Below are 19,944 nucleotides of genomic sequence, written 5' to 3' on the forward strand. Positions count from 1 at the left end.
ACCATGGAAACGCCTCCTCCGCAGACCGAACGCACCGAGCCGACCGACGCGGACATCGCGGCGTTCGAGGCACAGCTCGGCCGCCCGCCCCGTGGCCTGCGTGCCATCGCGCACCGCTGCCCGTGCGGCAACCCGGACGTCGTCGAGACCGCGCCCCGGCTCCCCGACGGCACGCCGTTCCCGACCACGTACTACCTGACCTGCCCCCGGGCGGCCTCGGCCATCGGCACCCTGGAGGCCAACGGGGTCATGAAGGAGATGCAGGCCCGGCTCGCCACCGACCCGGAGCTCGCCGCCGCCTACCGGGCCGCGCACGAGGACTACATTGCGCGCCGCGACGCCATCGAGGTCCTGGAGGGCTTCCCGAGCGCCGGCGGCATGCCGGACCGGGTCAAGTGCCTGCACGTCCTCGTCGGGCACTCGCTGGCCGCCGGCCCGGGCGTGAACCCGTTCGGCGACGAGGCCCTCGCGATGCTGCCCGAGTGGTGGGCGAAGGGGCCGTGCGTGTCGCCGTGCGGTGACGAGAAGGGGTCCGCCGAGTGACCCGGGTCGCCGGAATCGACTGCGGCACCAACTCCATCCGCCTCCTCGTCGCCGACGTGCACCCGGAGACGGGCGAGCTGATCGAGCTCGACCGCCGGATGACGATCGTCCGGCTCGGCCAGGGCGTCGACCGGACCGGCCGGCTCGCGCCCGAGGCGCTGGAGCGCACCTTCGCCGCCTGCCGCGCGTACGCGGCCGTCATCGAGGAGTACGGGGTCGGGGCCGACCGGCTGCGCTTCGTCGCCACCTCCGCCTCCCGCGACGCCGAGAACCGCGCCGACTTCGTGAACGGGGTCGTCGGGATCCTGGGCGTCGAGCCCGAGGTCATCACCGGCGACCAGGAGGCCGAGTTCTCCTTCACCGGCGCCACCGGCGAGCTGCACGGCGACGACCGGCGGCTCGTGGTGGACATCGGCGGCGGCTCGACCGAGTTCGTCGTCGGCAACCGGCACGTCGAGGCCGCCCGCTCGGTCGACATCGGCTGCGTACGCCTGACCGAACGGCATGTGCGGCACGACCCGCCGGCCGCCGAGGAGATCGCCGCGATCCGCGCCGACGTGCGGGCCGCGCTCGACCTGGCCGCCGAGGCCGTGCCGATCGGCGAGGCCGAGACGCTGGTGGGCCTGGCCGGCTCGGTGACCACGGTCGCCGCCATCGCGCTCGGGCTCCAGGAGTACGACTCCACGAAGATCCACCACGCCCGGATCTCCCGTGGCCAGGTCGACGAGGTGGTGGCCCGGCTGCTCTCCTCCACCCACGACGAGCGGGCCGCGATCCCGGTGATCCACCCCGGCCGGGTCGACGTGATCATCGCGGGTGCGCTGGTCCTCGCCGAGATCATGGAGCGTGTCGGCGCCGCCGAGGTGGTCGTCAGCGAGCACGACATCCTCGATGGGATCGCGCTATCCGTCGCATAGCGGGTGCCTATGAGGCCTGACAGGGCCCCCTGGAGGACGTCCCGTCGGAAAAGTTCGTGAAGTTCTTCACAAGAGAAAGGGCCCTGATGGCGCCCGAGGAGGGCCTTTGGTCCCTTCGAGGGGGTTCTCAGGGCCCTTTCGTAGGTCCGGGGGCCACTTCGCTCGATGTTTCCTTCGTGTGAACGCACCCCATGGTTCTGCGTTGCGTAAGGCTCTCCGGGCCAGTTCACAGGGGGTGAACAACGTCCACGGGCACCCCCTGGTTCCTTTGCAGGACCATGACCTGGGTCACGTGGGCGGCGGAGTGTAGCAGAGGACCCCGACAACCTTGTGAAGGGGCGCACGAGCAACCCCCCAGGCAGGGGTGGATACTCGGATGCATGAGCACCACGGAGCGTCCCAGGATCCTCGTAGTAGGCGGCGGGTACGTAGGCCTGTACGCAGCTCGGCGCATCCTCAAGAAGATGCGCTACGCGGAGGCGACCGTCACGGTCGTCGACCCGCGGTCGTACATGACCTACCAGCCCTTCCTCCCCGAAGCCGCCGCCGGCAGCATCTCGCCGCGCCACGTCGTCGTCCCGCTGCGACGCGTCGTGCGCGGAGCCGAGGTGCTCACCGGCCGGGTCACCACCATCGACCAGGACCGCAAGGTCGCCACGATCTCGCCGCTCGTCGGCGAGGCGTACGAGCTGCCGTTCGACTACCTGGTCATCGCGATGGGCGCCGTCTCCCGTACCTTCCCGATCCCCGGCCTCGCCGAGCAGGGCATCGGCATGAAGGGCATCGAGGAGGCCATCGGCCTGCGCAACCACGTCCTCGAGCAGCTCGACAAGGCCGACTCGACGACCGACGAGGAGGTCCGCCGCAAGGCGCTGACCTTCGTCTTCGTGGGCGGCGGCTTCGCCGGCGCGGAGACCATCGGCGAGGTCGAGGACATGGCCCGCGACGCGGCGAAGTACTACCAGAACGTGAAGCGCGAGGACATGCGCTTCATCCTGGTCGACGCCGCCGACAAGATCCTTCCCGAGGTCGGCCCGAAGCTGGGCCAGTACGGCAAGGAGCACCTTGAAGGCCGCGGCATCGAGATCTACCTCCAGACCTCGATGGACTCCTGCGTCGACGGCCACGTCGTGCTGAAGAACGGCCTTGAGGTCGACTCCAACACGATCGTGTGGACCGCCGGTGTGAAGCCGAACCCGGCGCTCGCCCGCTTCGGTCTGCCGCTCGGCCCCCGCGGCCACGTGGACTGCAACGAGAAGCTCCAGGTCAACGGCCTCGACTACGTGTGGGCCGCGGGCGACAACGCCCAGGTCCCGGACCTGGCCGCGATGAAGGCCGGCGTCCCGGCCGAGCGCGCCTGGTGCCCGCCGAACGCCCAGCACGCGCTGCGTCAGGCCAAGGTCCTCGGCGACAACGTGGTGTCGGGGATGCGTGGCTTCCCGCAGAAGGAGTACGCGCATGCCAACAAGGGCGCCGTCGCGGGTCTCGGCCTGCACAAGGGCGTCGCCATGATCGTCATGGGCAAGATGAAGATCAAGGTCAAGGGCCGTCTCGCCTGGTACATGCACCGTGGCTACCACGGCATGGCGATGCCGACCTGGAACCGCAAGATCCGCGTCTTCGCCGACTGGACCCTCGCGATGTTCCTGAAGCGCGAGGTCGTCTCCCTGGGTGCCATGGAGACCCCGCGCGAGGAGTTCTACGAGGCGGCCAAGCCCGCCCCGGCGCCGGCCGCCCCGGTGCAGGAGAAGGCCAAGGCCTCGTAACTCCGGCAGGACTCAGCAAGACCCAGCAAGACCCGAAAAGGGCCGTCCGCCATCCGTGGTGCGGACGGCCCTTTCGCGTGTTTTTCCGGACGCGTTGCCTTCGAACGGGAGTGGAACGGCCACCGACGGTGTTCCCTTGGTGACAAGCATTTCTGGGGCACGAGATCACGGAGGTGTTTCATCATGGCCGACGCCGCGTCGCGGCTGACCGCCCTCGCCGAGGACGTGCTGGGAGCCCCGCTCCCCGTACGGATCCAGGCCTGGGACGGCAGCCAGTCCGGTCCCGCGGACGGCCCCGTACTGATCATCCGCGACCGCCGTGCCCTGCGCCGGCTGCTGTGGAAGCCGGGGGAGCTCGGGCTCGCCCGGGCATGGGTGGCGGGGGAGATCGACGTCGAGGGGGACCTCTACACGGTCCTCGACCGGCTCGCCGGATTCCTGTGGGAGCGGGGCGAGGAGTCGCGCGGGCTCCTGGAGACCGCGCGCGACCCGAAGGTGCGGGCCGCCGCCGCGACCCTGCTGAAGCTGGCCGGCCCCTTCCCGCCGCCGAAGCCGCCCGTGGAGGAGATGCGCGGCCGCAGCGGCGTGCGGCACACCCGCCGCCGGGACAAGCAGGCGATCAGTCACCACTACGACGTGGGCAACGAGTTCTACGGGATAGTGCTGGGCCCGTCGATGGTCTACTCGTGCGCGTACTGGACCGAGCAGGGCTCCCTTGAGGACGCCCAGCGGGACAAGCTGGACCTGATCGCGCGCAAGCTGGGCCTGAAGGAGGGCGACCGGCTGCTCGACGTCGGCTGCGGCTGGGGCTCGATGGCGATCCACGCGGCCCGCGAGTACGGCGCCCGGGTCGTCGGCGTGACCCTCTCCCGCGAGCAGGCCGCGTTCGCGCGCAAGCGGATCGCGGAGGAGGGCCTGACCGACCGGATCGAGATCCGGGTGCAGGACTACCGGGACGTGGCGGACGGCCCGTTCGACGCGATCTCGTCGATCGGCATGGCCGAGCACGTGGGCACGGTGAAGTACCGGGAGTACGCGGACGCGCTGTACGCGCTCCTGAAGCCCGGCGGGCGGCTGCTGAACCACCAGATCTCGCGCCGCCCGGAGCCGGACGAGTCGGCCTACGAGGTGGACGAGTTCATCGACGCGTACGTCTTCCCGGACGGCGAACTGGCGCCGATGGGGCGCACCCTGACGACCCTTGAGGACGCGGGCTTCGAGGTGCGGGACGTGGAGGCCATCCGCGAGCACTACGCGCTGACGCTGCGCCGCTGGGTGGCGAACCTGGAGGCGGACTGGGACCGGGCGGTGCGGCTGACCTCGCCGGGGCGGGCGCGGATCTGGCGTCTGTACATGGCGGCCTGCGCGGTCTCCTTCGAGCGCAACCGCATCGGGGTGAACCAGTTCCTCGCGGTGCGCACGCCGGGCTCGGGCGTCTCGGGCGTGGCGCTGCGGCCGAGGGTGTGGAACGAGCCGGGGAGCGGGCCGGGTGGCTCCGAGGGGGCCCCGGAGGCCGAAGGGCGCTGATACGTTCGGACCTTCGGGATCCGGAAGGCGGGGTGCCGGTACGGACCGGCACCCCGTCCCTTTCCTGTCCGGATTGTCATGTATCTGTCGTCCTGTGCTCTTGGGGGAACCTTGCGCCGTCCCACCCGTCTGGCACTCGCCCTGGCCGTCGCAGCGGGTCTGCTCGCGGCCGCCCCGGCCCCGGCCGGCGCCGACACCGCCGCCGACACCGCCGCGGTCACCACCACCGCCACCTTCAACGACCCGTCCGGCGACGCCGCCGCCCAGGACCGGGTCCGTGACCACATCATCGGCCTGATCGGCGGCACCCCGGCGGGCGCCACCATCACCGCCGGGCTCTACACCTTCACCGACGACACCGTCACCGACGCCCTCGGCGCCGCCAAGGACCGCGGGGTGAACGTCCGGGTCGTCGTCGACAACACCTCCGCCACCATGACCGGCGGCGAGTACCCCCGGCTCGTCACCCGCCTCGGCACCGACCGCGCCCAGGGCTCCTGGGTCTTCGCCTGCCCGGCGGGACGCGGCTGCATCGGCACCCGGCAGCTGCCCGGCGACCCCGACGGCGCCATCAACCACAACAAGTTCTGGCTGTTCTCGAACACCGGCGGCGCGAACGACGTCGTCGTGCAGACCTCCGCCAACATGACCGGCGTCCAGCGCACCGACCTCTTCAACAACGCCGTCACCATCGTCGACACCGGCCTCTACGGCATCTACCAGGACTACTTCGCGGACCTGCTCGCCTACGGCACCTCCGCGACCGGGCTCAGCCACTACTACAAGACCCCGGCGAGCGGCGCGTACAAGGCGTACTTCTTCCCGCGCAAGGAGGCCGCCGGGACCACGTACGACAACGACGCCTCGACCGACACCGTCAAGCTGATCCTGGACAACGTCGGCTGCACCGGCGGCACCCAGATCCGGATGGCGGCCAACCTCTTCACCCGCAAGGAGGTCGCCACCAAGCTGGTCGCCCTCAAGAACGCGGGCTGCTCGGTGATCCTGGCCCACGACGGCGCCCCCGGCTCGATGGGCGCCACGGTCGAGTCGATCGTCTCGGGCAAGCTCACCCAGCGCGTCCAGTGCTACGAGGACCGGGGCACCGGCGTCGCCAAGGCGGGGCTGCACTCCAAGTACCTGCTGGTCGAAGGTACGTACGACGGCGTGGCCGGCCGGAAGCTGGTGTGGACCGGCAGCCACAACTACACGTACCCGGCGCTGCGGGCCAACGACGAGACGCTGCTGAAGATCGACAACCCGGCGCTCTACGACCAGTTCAAGGCCAACCACCAGTACCTGATGACGTACTGCGCGGGCAGCTGACCCGTCCGTACGCCGAAGGGCCGGACCCCCTGGGGGTCCGGCCCTTCGCGCACTACGGGACGGCTACTCCGCCTTGATCGCGGAGAGCATGTTCAGCTTCGCCGCGCTGCGGGCCGGCCACAGGGAGGCCAGCACGCCGACCAGTCCGGCGAGCAGTAGGAAGATCCCGATCCGGCCCCACGGCAGCACCAGCGCGTAGTCCGGCAGGCTGCTCTTCAGCGTCTCGCCGATCGCCCAGCCGAGGAACGAGCCGAGGCCGATGCCGACCACCGCGCCGAACAGCGAGATGACCACGGCCTCCAGGCGCACCATCCGCTTCACCCGGCGCCGGTCGAGACCGATCGCCCGCAGCATGCCGATCTCCTGCTGGCGCTCGAAGACCGACATGGCCAGGGTGTTGACGACGCCGAGCACCGCGATGATCAGGGCCATCGCGAGCAGGCCGTACATGATGTTCAGCATCATGTTGATGACGCCGCCGAAGGAGTCCTTGATGTCCTTCTGGTCCATGACGGTCATGGCCGGGTTGTCGCCCAGCGCCTTCATCAGGGACTTCTCGGCCGAGGCGGAGGCGCCGCCGTCCATCTTCACGAGGATCTGCGGGATGTACGGCTTGGGGTCGTGCGCGTTGAGGATCTTCGCGTCCAGGACCATCTGCGAGACGAACTCGCTGCCCTCGTAGACCGCGCCGACCGTCAGCGAGCCCTTCTTCTTGTCCGAGAACTCGACCGGCAGGGTCGTGCCGACCTTCCAGCCCTTCTTCTCGGCGGCCTTGTCCTCGACGGCGACCTTGCCCTGGGCGAGCGAGCCCAGCGAGCCGTCGACGACCTTCAGGTTGAGGAGCTTCTCGATGTCGCCCGGGGCGACACCGGAGACGGACTTGAAGTCGCCCTTCACCTGGACGTATCCGGCCTGCTGAGGCGAGACGGCCGCCAGGCCCGGGGTGGTGCGCACGGCGTCCAGCGCGGCCTGGTTGAGACCGTCGCCGCTCGCCATGGAGATCATGTAGTCGGCCTTGACCTGGTCGGTCGTCATCCGGTCCACGGCCGAGCCGACCGTGGCGCCGAGCACCGAGAGACCGGTGACCAGGGTGAGACCGATGGCGAGCGCGGAGGCCGTGGCGCCGGTGCGGCGCGGGTTGCGGACCGCGTTCTGGCCGGCCAGCGAACCGGCCACGCCGAAGGGCTTCAGGAGCGGACGGGCCAGCGCGATCACCGGGCGGGACAGCAGCGGGATCAGGACGATCACGCCGATGAGGGTGAGGAACGCGCCGCCCGCGATCAGCATCCGGCCGTTGTCGCCGCCCGAGCCGGCGCCGCCGATGATGGCGACCGCGCCCAGGGCGGTGACGATCGCGCCGATGGTGTTGCGCACGACCAGGGACTTGGTGGTGGCCACCGCGTGGACGCTGCTCATGGCGGCGACCGGCGGGATCTTCGCGGCGCGGCGGCCGGGCAGCCAGGCGGCCAGCATGGTGATCAGGATGCCGACGGCGAGCGCCGAGATCAGCGGGGTCGAGCCGATCACGAGGTCACCGGCGGGGACCTTCAGACCGAAGGCGGTCATCGCGGAGCGCAGGGCGGCGGCGAGCCCGATGCCGAGGCCGAAGCCGACCACGGAGGCGACCAGGCCGACCACACCGGCCTCCGCGAGCACGGAGCGGGTGATCTGCTTGCGCGAGGCGCCGACGGCGCGCATCAGCGCGAGTTCCTTCGTGCGCTGGGCGACCAGCATCGTGAAGGTGTTGGAGATCAGGAAGACGCCGACGAAGAGCGCGATGCCGGCGAAGGCGAGCAGCATCTGGTTGAGCGCGGAGAGGCCGGTCTCGATGTCCTTGGCCTGCTTGTCGGCGAGGGCCTGGCCGGTCTGGGCCTCGGCGGTGTCGCCGACGACCTTCTGCACCTCGGAGAGGATCTTCGCGGAGTCCGCGCCGGGCTTGCCGGCGACGCTGATCTCCAGGAAGTGGCCGGGCTTCAGGTACAGCTTCTGCGCGGTGGCGGTGTCGAAGACGACGAGGCTGCCGCCCGCGTTCACGGCGCCGTCCTCGGTCGTGAACACACCGGAGAGGGTGTACGTCTCGACCGGGCCGTTGGTGGCCACCCGGACCTGGTCGCCGACCTTGTAGCCGCCCTTGTCGGCGCTCTCCTTGTCGAGCGCGATCTGGTCGTCCTTGAGCGGGCCCTCGCCGCTGGTGAAGGCGTACGCCGGGTCCTTGCCGTTCTGGCCGGGGGCGAAGTTGGTGCCCTTGTTGGACCAGCCGACGCCGATCAGTTTGCCGTCCTTGTCCGGCACACCGGCGAAGCCGCTGACCCGACCGGTCGCCCCGGCGACACCGTCGAGCCCGGCGATCTTCTGCCGGGTCTGCTCGGAGAGACCCGGCGTGCTGTTCGGGTCCTGCTGGTTGGGGGCGGCCGTGACGGCGACGGCGACGTCGTCGTAGCTCTTGGCGGACTGGCCGCGGAAGGCGCTGGAGAGGGTGTCGGTGAAGACGAGGGTGCCGGAGACGAAGGCCACGCCGAGCATGACGGCGAGGACGGTCATCAGCAGCCTGGCCTTGTGCGCGAGCACATTGCGCAGGGCGGTACGGAACATGGGTGGGGTCCTGAACGGAAGCAGGGGCGGAGGGCGGGGTGCGGCGGGGCCGCGTCAGCTCGTGCGGCTGGTGCGGCGGGGCCGCGTCAGCTCGTGCGGCCCTTGGCGTCGAAGGCCTTCATGCGGTCGAGCACGCCGTCCGCCGTGGGGTGGAGCATCTCGTCGACGATCCGGCCGTCGGCGAGGAAGATCACGCGGTCCGCGTAGGAGGCGGCGACCGGGTCGTGGGTGACCATCACCACGGTCTGGCCGAGCTCGCGCACGGAGTTGCGCAGGAAGCCCAGCACCTCGGCGCCGGAGCGCGAGTCCAGGTTTCCGGTGGGCTCGTCACCGAAGATGATCTCGGGCTTGGAGGCCAGCGCGCGGGCCACGGCCACGCGCTGCTGCTGACCGCCGGAGAGCTGCGCCGGGCGGTGGCTGAGCCGGCCGGACAGACCGATCATGTCGATGACCGTCTGCACCCACTGCTTGTCGGGCTTGCGGCCCGCGATGTCCATCGGCAGCGTGATGTTCTCCAGGGCGGTCAGCGTCGGCAGCAGGTTGAACGCCTGGAAGATGAAGCCGATCTTGTCCCGGCGGAGCTGGGTGAGCTGCTTGTCCTTGAGGGAGCCGAGCTCGGTCTCGCCGATTCGCACGGAGCCGGAGCTGAAGGAGTCGAGCCCGGCGACGCAGTGCATCAGGGTCGACTTGCCCGAGCCGGAGGGGCCCATGATCGCGGTGAACTCGCCCTGACGGAAGTCCACGGTGACGCGGTCGAGGGCGACCACCTGGGTCTCGCCGTGTCCGTAGACCTTGGAGAGGTCGGTGGCGCGGGCGGCCACCGCGGTCGAGCGGGGCACGGTGGGGGTGGTGGTCACGACGGCGACTCCTGTCACTGCGACTGTTCGGGAACCACTCCATCGTGTCGAGCGTTATGGCGCCGGGCGTCCGTCCACGTGCCCGTTCCTGGGGCAGCCTGGAGTCGGACCGAGGGCCCCGGCTCTCCTCCTGAGGTATGACGGCGACCCTGATCTTGACGGACTACCGGCGACCTGTCGGCGAGTTTCCGTCAATCCGACGCCCCACTCTTTGCTGCCGCGACCCCCACCACCCTTCGGGTAAGGCCCCCCACCTGCACTGACACACCCTCAGGTGTCAATAAAATAAGACAACATCGGAAGACCGTTCCGCTGAACGAGCGACCCGCCCCGATAGGCTCATGTGCCAACGCGGAGCTTCGCGACCCGCCCGGATGGTGGAATGCAGACACGGCGAGCTTAAACCTCGCTGGCCTTCGGGCCGTACCGGTTCGAATCCGGTTCCGGGCACAGCTCCTCCCCTCCCCGCCCAAAGATCCTCCCCGAGCACTAGGGAGTTTCTTTTGCTTGCCTATTACTCTTGAGGGGACGCCGCGCAGTGCGGCCATGGAGGAGTGAGATGAGGAGCAGCAACCCGGTCTTCTCGCGACGGGGGTTCAGCCGCGACAACGGCTACGCCGGCTTCAACGCGCAGCAGCCGCAGGCCGGGGGCCCCGCCGTCGGAACCAACCCGTACGCCACCGGCAATCCGTACGTCGAGGGTGCGACCAACCCGTACGCGACCAACCCGTACGCGCCGCAGGACACCGCCCTCGGTGCGCCGCAGCAGGTGCGCGGCAATGTGATGACGATCGACGACGTGGTGAGCCGCACGGCCATCACGCTCGGTACGGTCGTGGTCACCGCCGTCCTGTCCTGGCTGCTGCTGCCGGTCGACCCGGCGAACCTGGGCAAGTCCTACGGCATCGCCATCGGCGCCGCCCTGGTGGCGCTGGTCCTGTCGCTGGTCCAGTCGTTCAAGCGCAAGCCCGTGCCCGCGCTGATCCTGGGCTACGCGGCCTTCGAGGGCGTGTTCCTCGGTGTGCTCTCCGCCGCGGTCTCCACGTACATCGCGGACGGTGTCGTCATCCAGGCCGTGCTCGGCACCATGGCGGTCTTCGCCGGTGTGCTGATCGCGTACAAGATGCGCTGGATCCGGGTCACCCGCCGCTTCTACGGCTTCGTGATGGCCGCCGCGATGGGCTTCATGCTGCTCATGGTGGTCAACCTGCTGTTCGCCGTCTTCGCCGGCGGTGACGGCCTCGGCTTCCGCAGCGGTGGCCTCGGCATCCTGTTCGGTGTCATCGGCATCGTCCTCGGTGCCTGCTTCCTCGCCCTGGACTTCAAGCAGGTCGAGGACGGCATCACCTACGGCGCTCCGCGCGAGGAGTCCTGGCTGGCGGCCTTCGGCCTCACCATGACCCTGGTGTGGATCTACCTGGAGGCGCTGCGACTGCTGTCGATCCTCCAGGGTGATGACTGATCCGTCGGATCTTGAGTGAGCGAAGGGCCCGTCCGGCTTCTGCCGGGCGGGCCCTTCCGCGTTCCGGGGCCGTCAGGAGACCGCCGCGTCCAGGAGGATCCTCGCCGCGTCCTTCGCCTGCGCCGCGGGCTCCGACGTGCCCGTGATGCCCGCCACGGCCATGGCGCCGTTGGCCAGCAGGGCCAGCTGGTCGGCGAGGGCGGGCGGGGCGTTCATGGCGGTGGTCTGCTCCGCGAAGTAGTCCCGCAGGGCCTGCTTGTGGCCGCGGGCGATGTCGGCGATGTCGGGGGAGATGCCGCCCATCTCGCCGAAGGTGTTGATGAAGGCGCAGCCCCGGAAGCCGGGGTCGGCGAACCAGTCGCCGAGGTAGTCGAAGACCGCGAGGCTGCGCCCGTACGGGGTGGTGGCGTGGGTGGCGCCATGGGCGGCGATGGCCTCGCGGACGGCGCCGTCGCGGCGCTTGAGGACCGCCCAGACCAGATGGTCCTTGGACGGGAAGAGCTGGTAGAGGCGCTTGAGCGAGACGCCCGACGCGCCGCGGATGGCGTCCATGCCGACGGCCTGCACCCCCCGCTCGTCGAACAGCGTCTCGGCCGTCTCCAGGAGCTTCAGCTCGGCGGTCTCCGGGTCCATCCCGATCACTCCTCCGTCATGCGCGAGCGTCTGCGCTTGCGCCGAGAACCATCGTTCTCCTACTCTACAGGGCAGAGGGAGAACGATCGTTCTCCTCTGGAGGAAGGGGCACCCCATGTCCGTATTCGCGCTGCGCGGCCGCACCGAGAACATCGACGGCCTGGAGGTCTTCTACCGCGAGGCCGGCGACCCGGCCCGCCCCACCCTCGTGCTGCTGCACGGCTTCCCGGCCAGCTCGCACATGTACCGCGGACTGATGGCCGAGCTCGCCGACTCGTACCACCTGATCGCCCCCGACCACATCGGCTTCGGCGCCTCCGCCGCCCCCGCCGTGACCGACTTCGCGTACGGCTTCGAGCGGCTCACCGAGATCACCCTGAAGCTGCTCGACCGGCTCGGCGTCGACCGCTTCGCCCTCTACATCCAGGACTACGGCGCCCCCATCGGCCTGCGCATCGCCTCCCGCCACCCCGAGCGGATCACCGCGATCGTCACCCAGAGCGGCAACGCCTACCTGGAGGGCTTCACGCCCTTCTGGGACGTCCTCTTCGCGCACGCCGGGGACCGCGCGACGCACGAGCCCGCCGTACGCGAGCTGCTGACCGCCGAGGCCACCCGCTGGCAGTACACCCACGGCGTCCCGGCCGACCGGCTCGACCGCGTCGGGCCCGAGACCTGGACCCTCGACCAGGCCGGCCTCGACCGGCCCGGCAACAAGGAGATCCAGCTCCAGCTCTTCTGGGACTACCAGTTCAACCTGGACGGCTACCCGGCCTTCCAGGAGTACTTCCGCACCCACCGGCCCCCGCTGCTCGCCGCCTGGGGACGCGGCGACGAGATCTTCGGCCCGGCCGGTGCCGAGGCCTTCGCCCGCGACCTGCCGGACGCGGAGATCCACCTCCTGGACGCCGGGCACTTCGCCCTGGAGACGCACGGCGAGGAGATCGCGGAGCTGGTCCGCGACTTCCTCGGCCGGTGGGTGAAGGAGTGAGCCGCGCGCGGTCCGCCGTCAGAGCATCCGGCGGGCCGCCCGGCGCAGGTCGTACTCGCGGATGATCGCCTTGGCGTGGCCGTACGCGAGGCCGTGCGCCCCGCGCAGCCACGTGACCTTGTCCTCGAAGCGGAGGAGCGAGGGCCCGTCCTCCACGGTCTTCAGCCACTCGGAGATCTCGCGGCCGGTGCGCTGCGGGATGCGGGCGAGGAGGTTGCGGTGGGTCTCTTCGGAGAAGGTGTGGGACATCGGCGCCTCCGGACGCGTTGTGCCGTGTGCTGCTCCTTCACGTCACCGTGCCCGAGCGTTCGCCCGTTGGCAATGGTGCCCGGGCGGCGCATAGGCTCGTACCGTGCGTGATACGAGTGGACTGACCGTCGCCGCAGAGCGGTTCGCCGACCGGCTGCGGGCCGCCCCGCAGAGCCGCCTCCAGCGCGGTGCCGCCGCCGAAGGCCTGGCGCTGGCCAGGGAGTTGGCGACCCGGGCGCAGCGTGTCGAGTTCCCGGACCGCGAGCCGCTGGAGCTGCCGGACGCCGGGGTCTTCGTGGTCGCCGACCAACTGGCGGTCGCCGCCGAGGATCTGGCCGAAGCACTGCGGACGGCCCCGGCCGGCACCCCCGAGGGGGACCTGGACGAGGCCGTGAGGCTGGTACGTGAGGCGGAGGCGCGCTCGGGCCTCTAGACGCCCCTGAAGAACGGAGGGCGCCGGTCGGATGGACGCCCCTGGGGAACGGAGGCGTCGGTCAGAGGCTCGCGATCACGCGGTCCGCCAGGATGTACACGTTGTCCTCCGCCGCGTCGCCGCAGGAGAAGGTCAGCGCGTAGGCGCCGGAGACGCCCGAGCCGCCGAGCAGGACCGGGGTGTGGCCCGAGCGCAGGGCCTCGGCGAGGCGCTCCGCGGTCTCCCGGTGGCCGGGGGTCATGCAGAGCGTGGTGCCGTCGGCGAAGACGTACACGTCAAGGGTGCCCAGCGGGCCGGGGCGGACGTCGGTCAGCGCCGTGCGGGTGTCCGCGAGCTCCTCCAGGCGGGCCACCGTGCGCTCGTGGTCGGTGACCACGGGGGTCTGGACCGGCACGAAGTCGGGGTGCGAGGGGTGCCGGCGGCGGGCCGCGGCCAGCTCGGGGGAGTCCTCCGGGTACTCGGAGGCCCCGGTCAGCTCAGGGAACTCGTCGAAGGTGTCGAAGGCGTCCAGCGGGTCGGGGCCGTCGAGCGCGGCGGCCTCCGCCTCCATCGCCTCCAGGGCCATCGCCTCCAGGCCCACGAAGTCGGCCTGGCGGGGCACGAAGTAGGGACCGCCGTCATCCGTCGGGGCGCCCGCGCCACCGAGCAGCGACGGGGCGTCGGCGGCGTCCCGCGCCTCCTGCGCGGCCCAGAAGGCACGCGCCTCGGCCAGCTCGCGCTCGCGCTCCTCGGCCAGCGCCTCGACGACCGCGGCCCGTATCTCGGCGACCGGCGTCGGGCGGGCGTGCGGGACGGACAGGCCGTGGGCGGCGGCGAGTTCGCCACGCAGCGCGGTGACCTGCTTACGGAGAGCGTGGGCGGAGTGCAGAGCGGCGACGCCCACGACGGTGGCAGCCGCCGTGGTCACCAGCAGGGCAAGAGACAGTGCGCTCACTGACGTACTCCCGATTCCGAGTCGATCCCCCGACTTCCTACATCAGCTTGGACCGGGGTGGTGCTCCCTGTCAGTGCATTACGTCACGAATTGGACAGGTATTTCTACCAGGCGTTTAGTCCCGAAACGCCTGTGACCTGCGGAAACGAGGCTCCCCCGGGACGTAGGTCACATCCTGGGGGAGATTCGGTCACGGCTTGGACGCGGGGCGGTTAGCTGAGGCGCTCGATGACCATGGCCATGCCCTGGCCGCCGCCCACGCACATGGTCTCCAGACCGAACTGCTTGTCGTGGAACTGGAGGCTGTTGATCAGGGTGCCGGTGATGCGGGCGCCCGTCATGCCGAAGGGGTGGCCGACGGCGATGGCGCCGCCGTTGACGTTCACCTTGTCCAGGTCGAAGCCCAGCTCGCGGTAGGACGGGATGACCTGCGCGGCGAAGGCCTCGTTGATCTCGACCAGGTCGATGTCGGACGTGGTCAGGCCGGCGCGGCGGATCGCCTGCTTCGAGGCCTCGACCGGGCCGAGGCCCATGATCTCGGGGGAGAGGCCGGAGACGCCGGTGGAGACGATCCGGGCCAGCGGGGTCAGGCCCAGCTCGCGCGCCTTGGTGTCGGACATGATCACGAGCGCGGCGGCGCCGTCGTTCAGCGGGCAGCAGTTGCCGGCGGTGACCAGGCCGTCGGGGCGGAAGACCGGCTTGAGGCCGGAGACGCCCTCCAGGGTGACGCCCGCGCGCGGGCCGTCGTCGGTGGCGACGACGGTGCCGTCCGGCGTCGTCACCGGGGTGATCTCGCGCTCCCAGAAGCCGTTCTTGATGGCCTGCTCGGCGAGGTTCTGCGACCGTACGCCGAACTCGTCCATCTCCTGGCGGGTGATGCCCTTCCAGCGGGCCAGGTTCTCGGCGGTCTGGCCCATGGCGATGTACGCGTCGGGGACGATGCCGTCCTCGCGCGGGTCGTGCCAGGTCGAGCCCTCGGACTCGGCGACGGCCTTGGTGCGGGCCTCGGCCTCGGCGAAGAACGGGTTGTGGGTGTCGGGCCAGGAGTCCGAGTTGCCCTTGGCGAAGCGCGAGACCATCTCGACGCCGGCCGAGATGAAGACGTCGCCCTCGCCCGCCTTGATCGCGTGCATGGCCATACGGGAGGTCTGGAGCGAGGAGGAGCAGTAGCGGGTGATCGTGCAGCCGGGGAGGTGGTCCATCCCCATCTGCACGGCCACGATCCGGCCCAGGTTGTTGCCCTGCTCGCCGCCGGGCAGACCGCAGCCGAGCATCAGGTCGTCGATGTCGCGCGGGTCGAGCTCGGGGACCTTGGCGAGGGCGGCCTGGATGATCGTGGCGGTGAGGTCGTCGGGCCGCAGGTCCTTGAGGGAGCCCTTGAAGGCCCGGCCGATCGGGGAGCGGGCGGTCGAGACGATGACGGCTTCGGGCATCACGGCTCCAGGAGGGTGCTGGGTGGGCGGACTGAAAGGGAAGTTACCCGTACGTACCGCATGGGGTCACCGGCCGCGGCATGTGATGCGGACCTCTTTTCTAAGCGTACGCTCAGTCCTGTTTTCCGGGCCTCCGCTCAGTCCTGTCGTACGGGGGTGCTCCGGGAGCCCGGACCGCCCTCCCCGGCCTCCCCGCCCTTCCGTGACCCGTCCGCGCCCTCGGGTTCCGCGGCGGGCGCCCCCGGCACCGGCAGCCGCCGGCGCCTGCGGTGCTTCAGCAGGGCCCATGGCGCGCGGGCGCCGCTGACCTCCGTGCCGGCCTCCTTCGCTGCCTCGGCCGCCGCCTTCGCCACCGGCAGCATGTCCTCGTGCCGGTCCACGTCGATCCGGTCCGCCTCCGGCCACAGGGTCAGCGCCGCGCAGACCGTCGGGAGCAGGGCCATCGCCGCCGTCGCGTACCCCTCCGCCGACGGGTGGAAGTTGTCCACGCCGAACATCTCGCGCGGGTTCGCCGCGAACTCGGGCCCCAGCAGGTCGCCCAGCGACACCGTCCGGCCGCCCTGCTCCACCACCACGATCGTCTGCGCCGCCGCCAGCTGCCGCGAGGCCCGCCGGGCCAGCCAGCGCAGCGGCTGGTAGACCGGCTCGATCGTGCCCAGATCCGGGCAGGTCCCGACCACCACCTCCGCGCCCGCCGTCCGCAGCCGGCGCACCGCCGACGCCATGGCGCGCACCGACTGGGTCGCCGGCATCCGGTGGGTGACGTCATTCGCGCCAATCATGATCACGCACACGTCGGGCGCCCCGGCGGGCCCGGCGAGCAGCAGCGAGACCTGCCGCTCCAGATCGTCCGAGCGGGCCCCGGGCAGGGCCACGTTCCTGAGGTCCACCGGGCGCTCGGCCACCGCCGCGAGCCCGGAGGCCAGCAGCGCCCCCGGGGTCTGCCCCGTGCGGCGCACGCCCTGTCCGGCCGCCGTGGAATCACCCAGAAGGGCCAGCCTGAGCGGGGTCTCCGTGCCGTACGCGTGTCCGTACCGGCCGTCCGCGCCCGGCGGCAGCGGGGCCACCCCGCCCCCCACCGACCGCTTGGCCAGCTGCACCTCGGCGAGCAGCACCCCGACGGCCGCCACCCCGAGCAGGCCGATGCTCCCGCCGCCGTACGCCGCACCCGCCGCGATCCGCCGTGCCACCCTCGCGCTGGACATCAGGGCCGTCACCTCCTTCGAGCCACCTCGTGACTACTCACTGCCCCGTAAGCGCCTCCGTCTACGCATCGCACGCAATACGCTGGCCACACCATTACGGAGACCCCGGAGATTACGGTGCAATACCACGACTCGATGATCAGCCTCGTCGGCAACACCCCGCTGGTGAAGCTCAACAACGTCACTGCGGGCATCCAGGCCACCGTCCTGGCCAAGGTGGAGTACTTCAACCCCGGCGGGTCGGTCAAGGACCGCATCGCGCTGCGCATGATCGAGGCGGCCGAGGAGAGCGGGGCGCTCAAGCCCGGCGGCACCATCGTCGAGCCCACGTCCGGCAACACCGGCGTCGGCCTCGCGATCGTGGCCCAGCAGAAGGGCTACAAGTGCATCTTCGTCTGCCCCGACAAGGTGTCCACGGACAAGATCAACGTCCTCCGGGCGTACGGCGCCGAGGTCGTCGTCTGCCCCACGGCCGTCGACCCCGAGCACCCCGACTCGTACTACAACGTGTCGGACCGCCTCGTCCGTGAGACCCCGGGCGCCTGGAAGCCGGACCAGTACTCGAACCCGAACAACCCGCGCTCCCACTACGAGAGCACCGGCCCGGAGCTCTGGGAGCAGACCGACGGGAAGATCACCCACTTCGTCGCCGGCATCGGCACCGGCGGCACCATCTCCGGCACCGGCAAGTACCTGAAGGAGGTCAGCGGCGGCAAGGTCCAGATCGTCGGCGCCGACCCCGAGGGCTCGGTCTACTCCGGCGGCTCCGGCCGCCCGTACCTGGTCGAGGGTGTCGGCGAGGACTTCTGGCCGACCGCCTACGACCGGACCGGCACCGACCGCATCGTCGCCGTGTCCGACAAGGACTCGTTCCAGATGACCCGCCGCCTCGCCAAGGAGGAGGGCCTGCTCGTGGGCGGCTCCTGCGGCATGGCGGTCGTCGCCGCCCTGGAGGTCGCCAAGGAGCTCGGCCCGGACGACGTCGTCGTGGTGATCCTGCCCGACTCCGGCCGCGGCTACCTCTCCAAGATCTTCAACGACGAGTGGATGGCCGACTACGGCTTCCTGGAGGACACCACCTCCGCCACCGTCGCCGACGTGCTGCGCCACAAGTCGCACGGCCTGCCCTCGCTCGTCCACATGCACCCGGACGAGACGGTCGGCCAGGCCATCGAGGTGCTGCGCGAGTACGGCGTCTCCCAGATGCCGATCGTCAAGCCCGGCGCCGGTCACCCCGACGTCATGGCCGCCGAGGTCGTCGGCTCGGTCGTCGAGCGCGAGCTCCTGAGCGCCCTCTTCAACCAGAAGGCCGCCCTGGAGGACCCGCTGGAGCACCACATGTGCGCCCCGCTGCCGCAGGTCGGCTCGGGCGAGCCGGTCGCCGACCTGATGTCCGTCCTCGGTGAGGCGGACGCGGCGATCGTGCTGGTCGAGGGCAAGCCGACCGACGTGGTCAGCCGCCAGGACCTGCTCGCCTTCCTCGCCGCCAACGGGACCGCGAAGCAGCACTGATCCACCCGGCCGCGGGTGCGTTCGCGCAACTGGTACGAGCGCGACACGTACCCGCAGCACCCGCTTAACACGCGTCCGGCAGATTGGACTCGTCGGCGTCACGGACCTCCGGAGCGGCTCCCGGGCCTCCATCGACGCCATGGACGCGGACCGGCCCTGACCCGGGCCCGTGTCCCTCGCGGGGACCGCCGTCGTCCCGCCCCCCGGAAACGGGGGTGCGGCGGTCCCCGCGCAAGCCTTCCGCCCGGTCCCCGTCACCGCCTCCCTTGCCTGCCTGCATATCCTCATGCAGAGTTCCAGGTGACTGAATAGGCGGAAGGGGGACGGCATGAGCGACAGCCCGGCCGGACGGCTGCAGACGCTCTTCGAGGGGCAGCGGCTGACACCGACCCAGCGACGGATCGCGCACTGCATGGTCCGGCGCGCCGCCGACGTGCCCTTCCTGTCCAGCGTGGAGCTGGCCGAGCTGGCCGGGGTCAGCCAGCCCTCCGTCACCCGCTTCGCCGTCGCCCTCGGCTTCGACGGCTACCCCGCGCTGCGCAGGCACCTGCGGGAGAGCGTGCCCGCGGCGGCGGTGAAGGAGGAGCGGGAGGAGGCCGGGTACAACGAGTACCAGCAGGCCGTCCTCGCCGAGATCGAGAATCTGCGGCACCTCGCCGACCTGCTCGCCGACCCCGCGCCCGTCGAGCGGGCCGGGCGGCTGCTCGCCGGCTCCCGGCCGCTGCTCGTGCTCGGTCTGCGGGCCGCGTCCTCGCAGGCGCGGGGCTTCGCCTACTTCGCCGCCAAGGTGCACCCGGACGTCCGGCTGCTCGACGAGGGCGGCACCATGCTCACCGACCGCGTCGACGCCGCCGTACGCGCCGGGGCCACGGCGCTGCTCTGCTTCGCGCTGCCCCGGCATCCGCGCGAGGTCGTCGAGGCCCTGGAGTACGCGCGCTCGGCCGGGCTCACCGTGGTGACCGTCGCCGAGTCCGCGTTCGCGCCCGTCGCCGCCCACAGCGACCTGCTCATCCCGGCGGCCGTCGGCACCGGCCTCGCCTTCGACACCGCCTGCGCGCCGATGCTGCTCGGCCGGGTGCTCCTGGAGGCGATGGCGGACGGGCTGCCGGACGCGCAGGCCCGCCTGGAGGAGTTCGACACCAAGGCGGCCGCGCGCGGGCTGTTCGTGGAGTAGGTCCTCCGGGGCGTCAGACCTCCAGCTCCGACTCGATCTTCTTCAGCTGGTGGCGGGCCATCGCCAGGTTGGCCCGGCCCTTGTCGAGCGCGAGGTACAGGAACAGGCCGGTGTTGCCACGGGCCTTGAGCAGCCGGATCAGGTGGTACTGCGTGCCGAGCGTGATCAGGATGTCCTCGATCTCCTCCTGGAGGCCCAGCATCTCGATCGCGCGCAGCTTGGCCCGGACCACATCGGTGTTGCCCGCCGCGGCCATGCCCAGGTCGAGCTCCTTGCCGCCGCCGATGGTGCCCAGCGCCATGCCGCTCGTGTAGTCGACGAGGGCCGCGCCCAGCGCGCCGTCGATCTGGAGTGCTTCCTTGAGGGAGGTCTCGGTGTTCGCCATGCTGA

General features: G+C 70.9%; 18 protein-coding genes and 1 tRNA gene. 11 read left to right on the forward strand and 8 right to left on the reverse strand.

What is annotated here, in order from left to right; all coding sequences use genetic code 11:
- Window positions 1–3 precede the first annotated feature (3 nt).
- From ABTZ54_RS21140 to ABTZ54_RS21160, 5 genes are all read left to right on the forward strand, one after another.
- Entirely contained in the window at window positions 4–543 is a 540-nt protein-coding gene (locus tag ABTZ54_RS21140; RefSeq protein ID WP_351665397.1) for a DUF501 domain-containing protein, read from the forward strand.
- Window positions 540–1,460, forward strand: coding sequence for a Ppx/GppA phosphatase family protein (locus ABTZ54_RS21145; RefSeq protein WP_351665399.1), 921 nt, complete (start codon window positions 540–542; stop codon window positions 1,458–1,460). Before ABTZ54_RS21140 ends, ABTZ54_RS21145 begins: the two co-directional genes overlap by 4 nt.
- A gap of 380 nt (window positions 1,461–1,840) precedes the next feature.
- Window positions 1,841–3,226 (forward strand): NAD(P)/FAD-dependent oxidoreductase, encoded by a 1,386-nt coding sequence (locus tag ABTZ54_RS21150; protein WP_351665401.1) that lies wholly within the window; start codon window positions 1,841–1,843, stop codon window positions 3,224–3,226.
- A 183-nt stretch (window positions 3,227–3,409) separates the two neighbouring features.
- A complete protein-coding gene (locus tag ABTZ54_RS21155; RefSeq protein WP_351665403.1) occupies window positions 3,410–4,753 on the forward strand; it encodes a class I SAM-dependent methyltransferase in 1,344 nt (447 codons plus the stop codon).
- A 111-nt stretch (window positions 4,754–4,864) separates the two neighbouring features.
- Window positions 4,865–6,079, forward strand: coding sequence for a phospholipase D-like domain-containing protein (locus tag ABTZ54_RS21160; RefSeq protein ID WP_351665405.1), 1,215 nt, complete (start codon window positions 4,865–4,867; stop codon window positions 6,077–6,079).
- Window positions 6,080–6,142: 63 nt separating this feature from the next.
- On the opposite strand, the gene ABTZ54_RS21165 is transcribed toward ABTZ54_RS21160, so the two are convergent.
- Window positions 6,143–8,671 (reverse strand): ABC transporter permease, encoded by a 2,529-nt coding sequence (locus ABTZ54_RS21165; protein ID WP_351665407.1) that lies wholly within the window; start codon window positions 8,669–8,671, stop codon window positions 6,143–6,145.
- 86 nt (window positions 8,672–8,757) lie between these two features.
- Entirely contained in the window at window positions 8,758–9,528 is a 771-nt protein-coding gene (locus ABTZ54_RS21170; protein ID WP_351665409.1) for an ABC transporter ATP-binding protein, read from the reverse strand.
- Between the two features lie 368 nt (window positions 9,529–9,896).
- Here ABTZ54_RS21170 and ABTZ54_RS21175 point away from each other — a divergent pair.
- Window positions 9,897–9,978, forward strand: a tRNA-Leu gene (locus ABTZ54_RS21175).
- A 109-nt stretch (window positions 9,979–10,087) separates the two neighbouring features.
- Window positions 10,088–10,990: a Bax inhibitor-1/YccA family protein gene (locus tag ABTZ54_RS21180; protein ID WP_351665411.1), complete on the forward strand. Its 903-nt coding sequence runs from the start codon at window positions 10,088–10,090 to the stop codon at window positions 10,988–10,990.
- 72 nt (window positions 10,991–11,062) lie between these two features.
- On the opposite strand, the gene ABTZ54_RS21185 is transcribed toward ABTZ54_RS21180, so the two are convergent.
- Window positions 11,063–11,623, reverse strand: a complete 561-nt coding sequence (locus ABTZ54_RS21185; protein ID WP_351665413.1) for a TetR/AcrR family transcriptional regulator — start codon at window positions 11,621–11,623, stop codon at window positions 11,063–11,065.
- Between the two features lie 115 nt (window positions 11,624–11,738).
- Between ABTZ54_RS21185 and ABTZ54_RS21190 the strand changes: the two genes are divergently transcribed.
- Window positions 11,739–12,614 (forward strand): alpha/beta fold hydrolase, encoded by an 876-nt coding sequence (locus ABTZ54_RS21190; RefSeq protein ID WP_351665415.1) that lies wholly within the window; start codon window positions 11,739–11,741, stop codon window positions 12,612–12,614.
- Window positions 12,615–12,632: 18 nt separating this feature from the next.
- Here the strand turns inward: ABTZ54_RS21190 and ABTZ54_RS21195 are convergent, their stop codons facing one another.
- On the reverse strand, window positions 12,633–12,863 hold the full coding sequence (locus ABTZ54_RS21195) for a DUF4287 domain-containing protein (protein ID WP_351665417.1): 231 nt from the start codon (window positions 12,861–12,863) through the stop codon (window positions 12,633–12,635).
- 103 nt (window positions 12,864–12,966) lie between these two features.
- On the opposite strand from ABTZ54_RS21195, the gene ABTZ54_RS21200 reads away from it, so the two are divergent.
- On the forward strand, window positions 12,967–13,296 hold the full coding sequence (locus ABTZ54_RS21200; RefSeq protein ID WP_351665419.1) for a hypothetical protein: 330 nt from the start codon (window positions 12,967–12,969) through the stop codon (window positions 13,294–13,296).
- Window positions 13,297–13,357: 61 nt separating this feature from the next.
- Here the strand turns inward: ABTZ54_RS21200 and ABTZ54_RS21205 are convergent, their stop codons facing one another.
- From ABTZ54_RS21205 to ABTZ54_RS21215, 3 genes are all read right to left on the reverse strand, one after another.
- Window positions 13,358–14,230 carry a hypothetical protein gene (locus tag ABTZ54_RS21205; protein WP_351665421.1) on the reverse strand — a complete coding sequence of 291 codons (873 nt, stop codon included), beginning with the start codon at window positions 14,228–14,230 and terminating at the stop codon, window positions 13,358–13,360.
- Between the two features lie 212 nt (window positions 14,231–14,442).
- Complete coding sequence (locus ABTZ54_RS21210; protein WP_351665423.1) at window positions 14,443–15,663, reverse strand: acetyl-CoA C-acetyltransferase; 1,221 nt, start codon at window positions 15,661–15,663, stop codon at window positions 14,443–14,445.
- A gap of 137 nt (window positions 15,664–15,800) precedes the next feature.
- Entirely contained in the window at window positions 15,801–16,868 is a 1,068-nt protein-coding gene (locus tag ABTZ54_RS21215) for an SGNH/GDSL hydrolase family protein (RefSeq protein ID WP_351665425.1), read from the reverse strand.
- 117 nt (window positions 16,869–16,985) lie between these two features.
- Between ABTZ54_RS21215 and ABTZ54_RS21220 the strand changes: the two genes are divergently transcribed.
- Both ABTZ54_RS21220 and ABTZ54_RS21225 read left to right on the forward strand, forming a co-directional pair.
- Window positions 16,986–18,380, forward strand: a complete 1,395-nt coding sequence (locus ABTZ54_RS21220) for a cystathionine beta-synthase (RefSeq protein ID WP_351665427.1) — start codon at window positions 16,986–16,988, stop codon at window positions 18,378–18,380.
- A gap of 328 nt (window positions 18,381–18,708) precedes the next feature.
- Window positions 18,709–19,554, forward strand: coding sequence for a MurR/RpiR family transcriptional regulator (locus ABTZ54_RS21225; RefSeq protein WP_351665429.1), 846 nt, complete (start codon window positions 18,709–18,711; stop codon window positions 19,552–19,554).
- 13 nt (window positions 19,555–19,567) lie between these two features.
- On the opposite strand, the gene ABTZ54_RS21230 is transcribed toward ABTZ54_RS21225, so the two are convergent.
- Complete coding sequence (locus ABTZ54_RS21230; RefSeq protein WP_351665431.1) at window positions 19,568–19,939, reverse strand: hypothetical protein; 372 nt, start codon at window positions 19,937–19,939, stop codon at window positions 19,568–19,570.
- Window positions 19,940–19,944: the final 5 nt, after the last annotated feature.

Source organism: Streptomyces sp. NPDC094032, assembly GCF_040303965.1.
Lineage (GTDB): Bacteria > Actinomycetota > Actinomycetes > Streptomycetales > Streptomycetaceae > Streptomyces.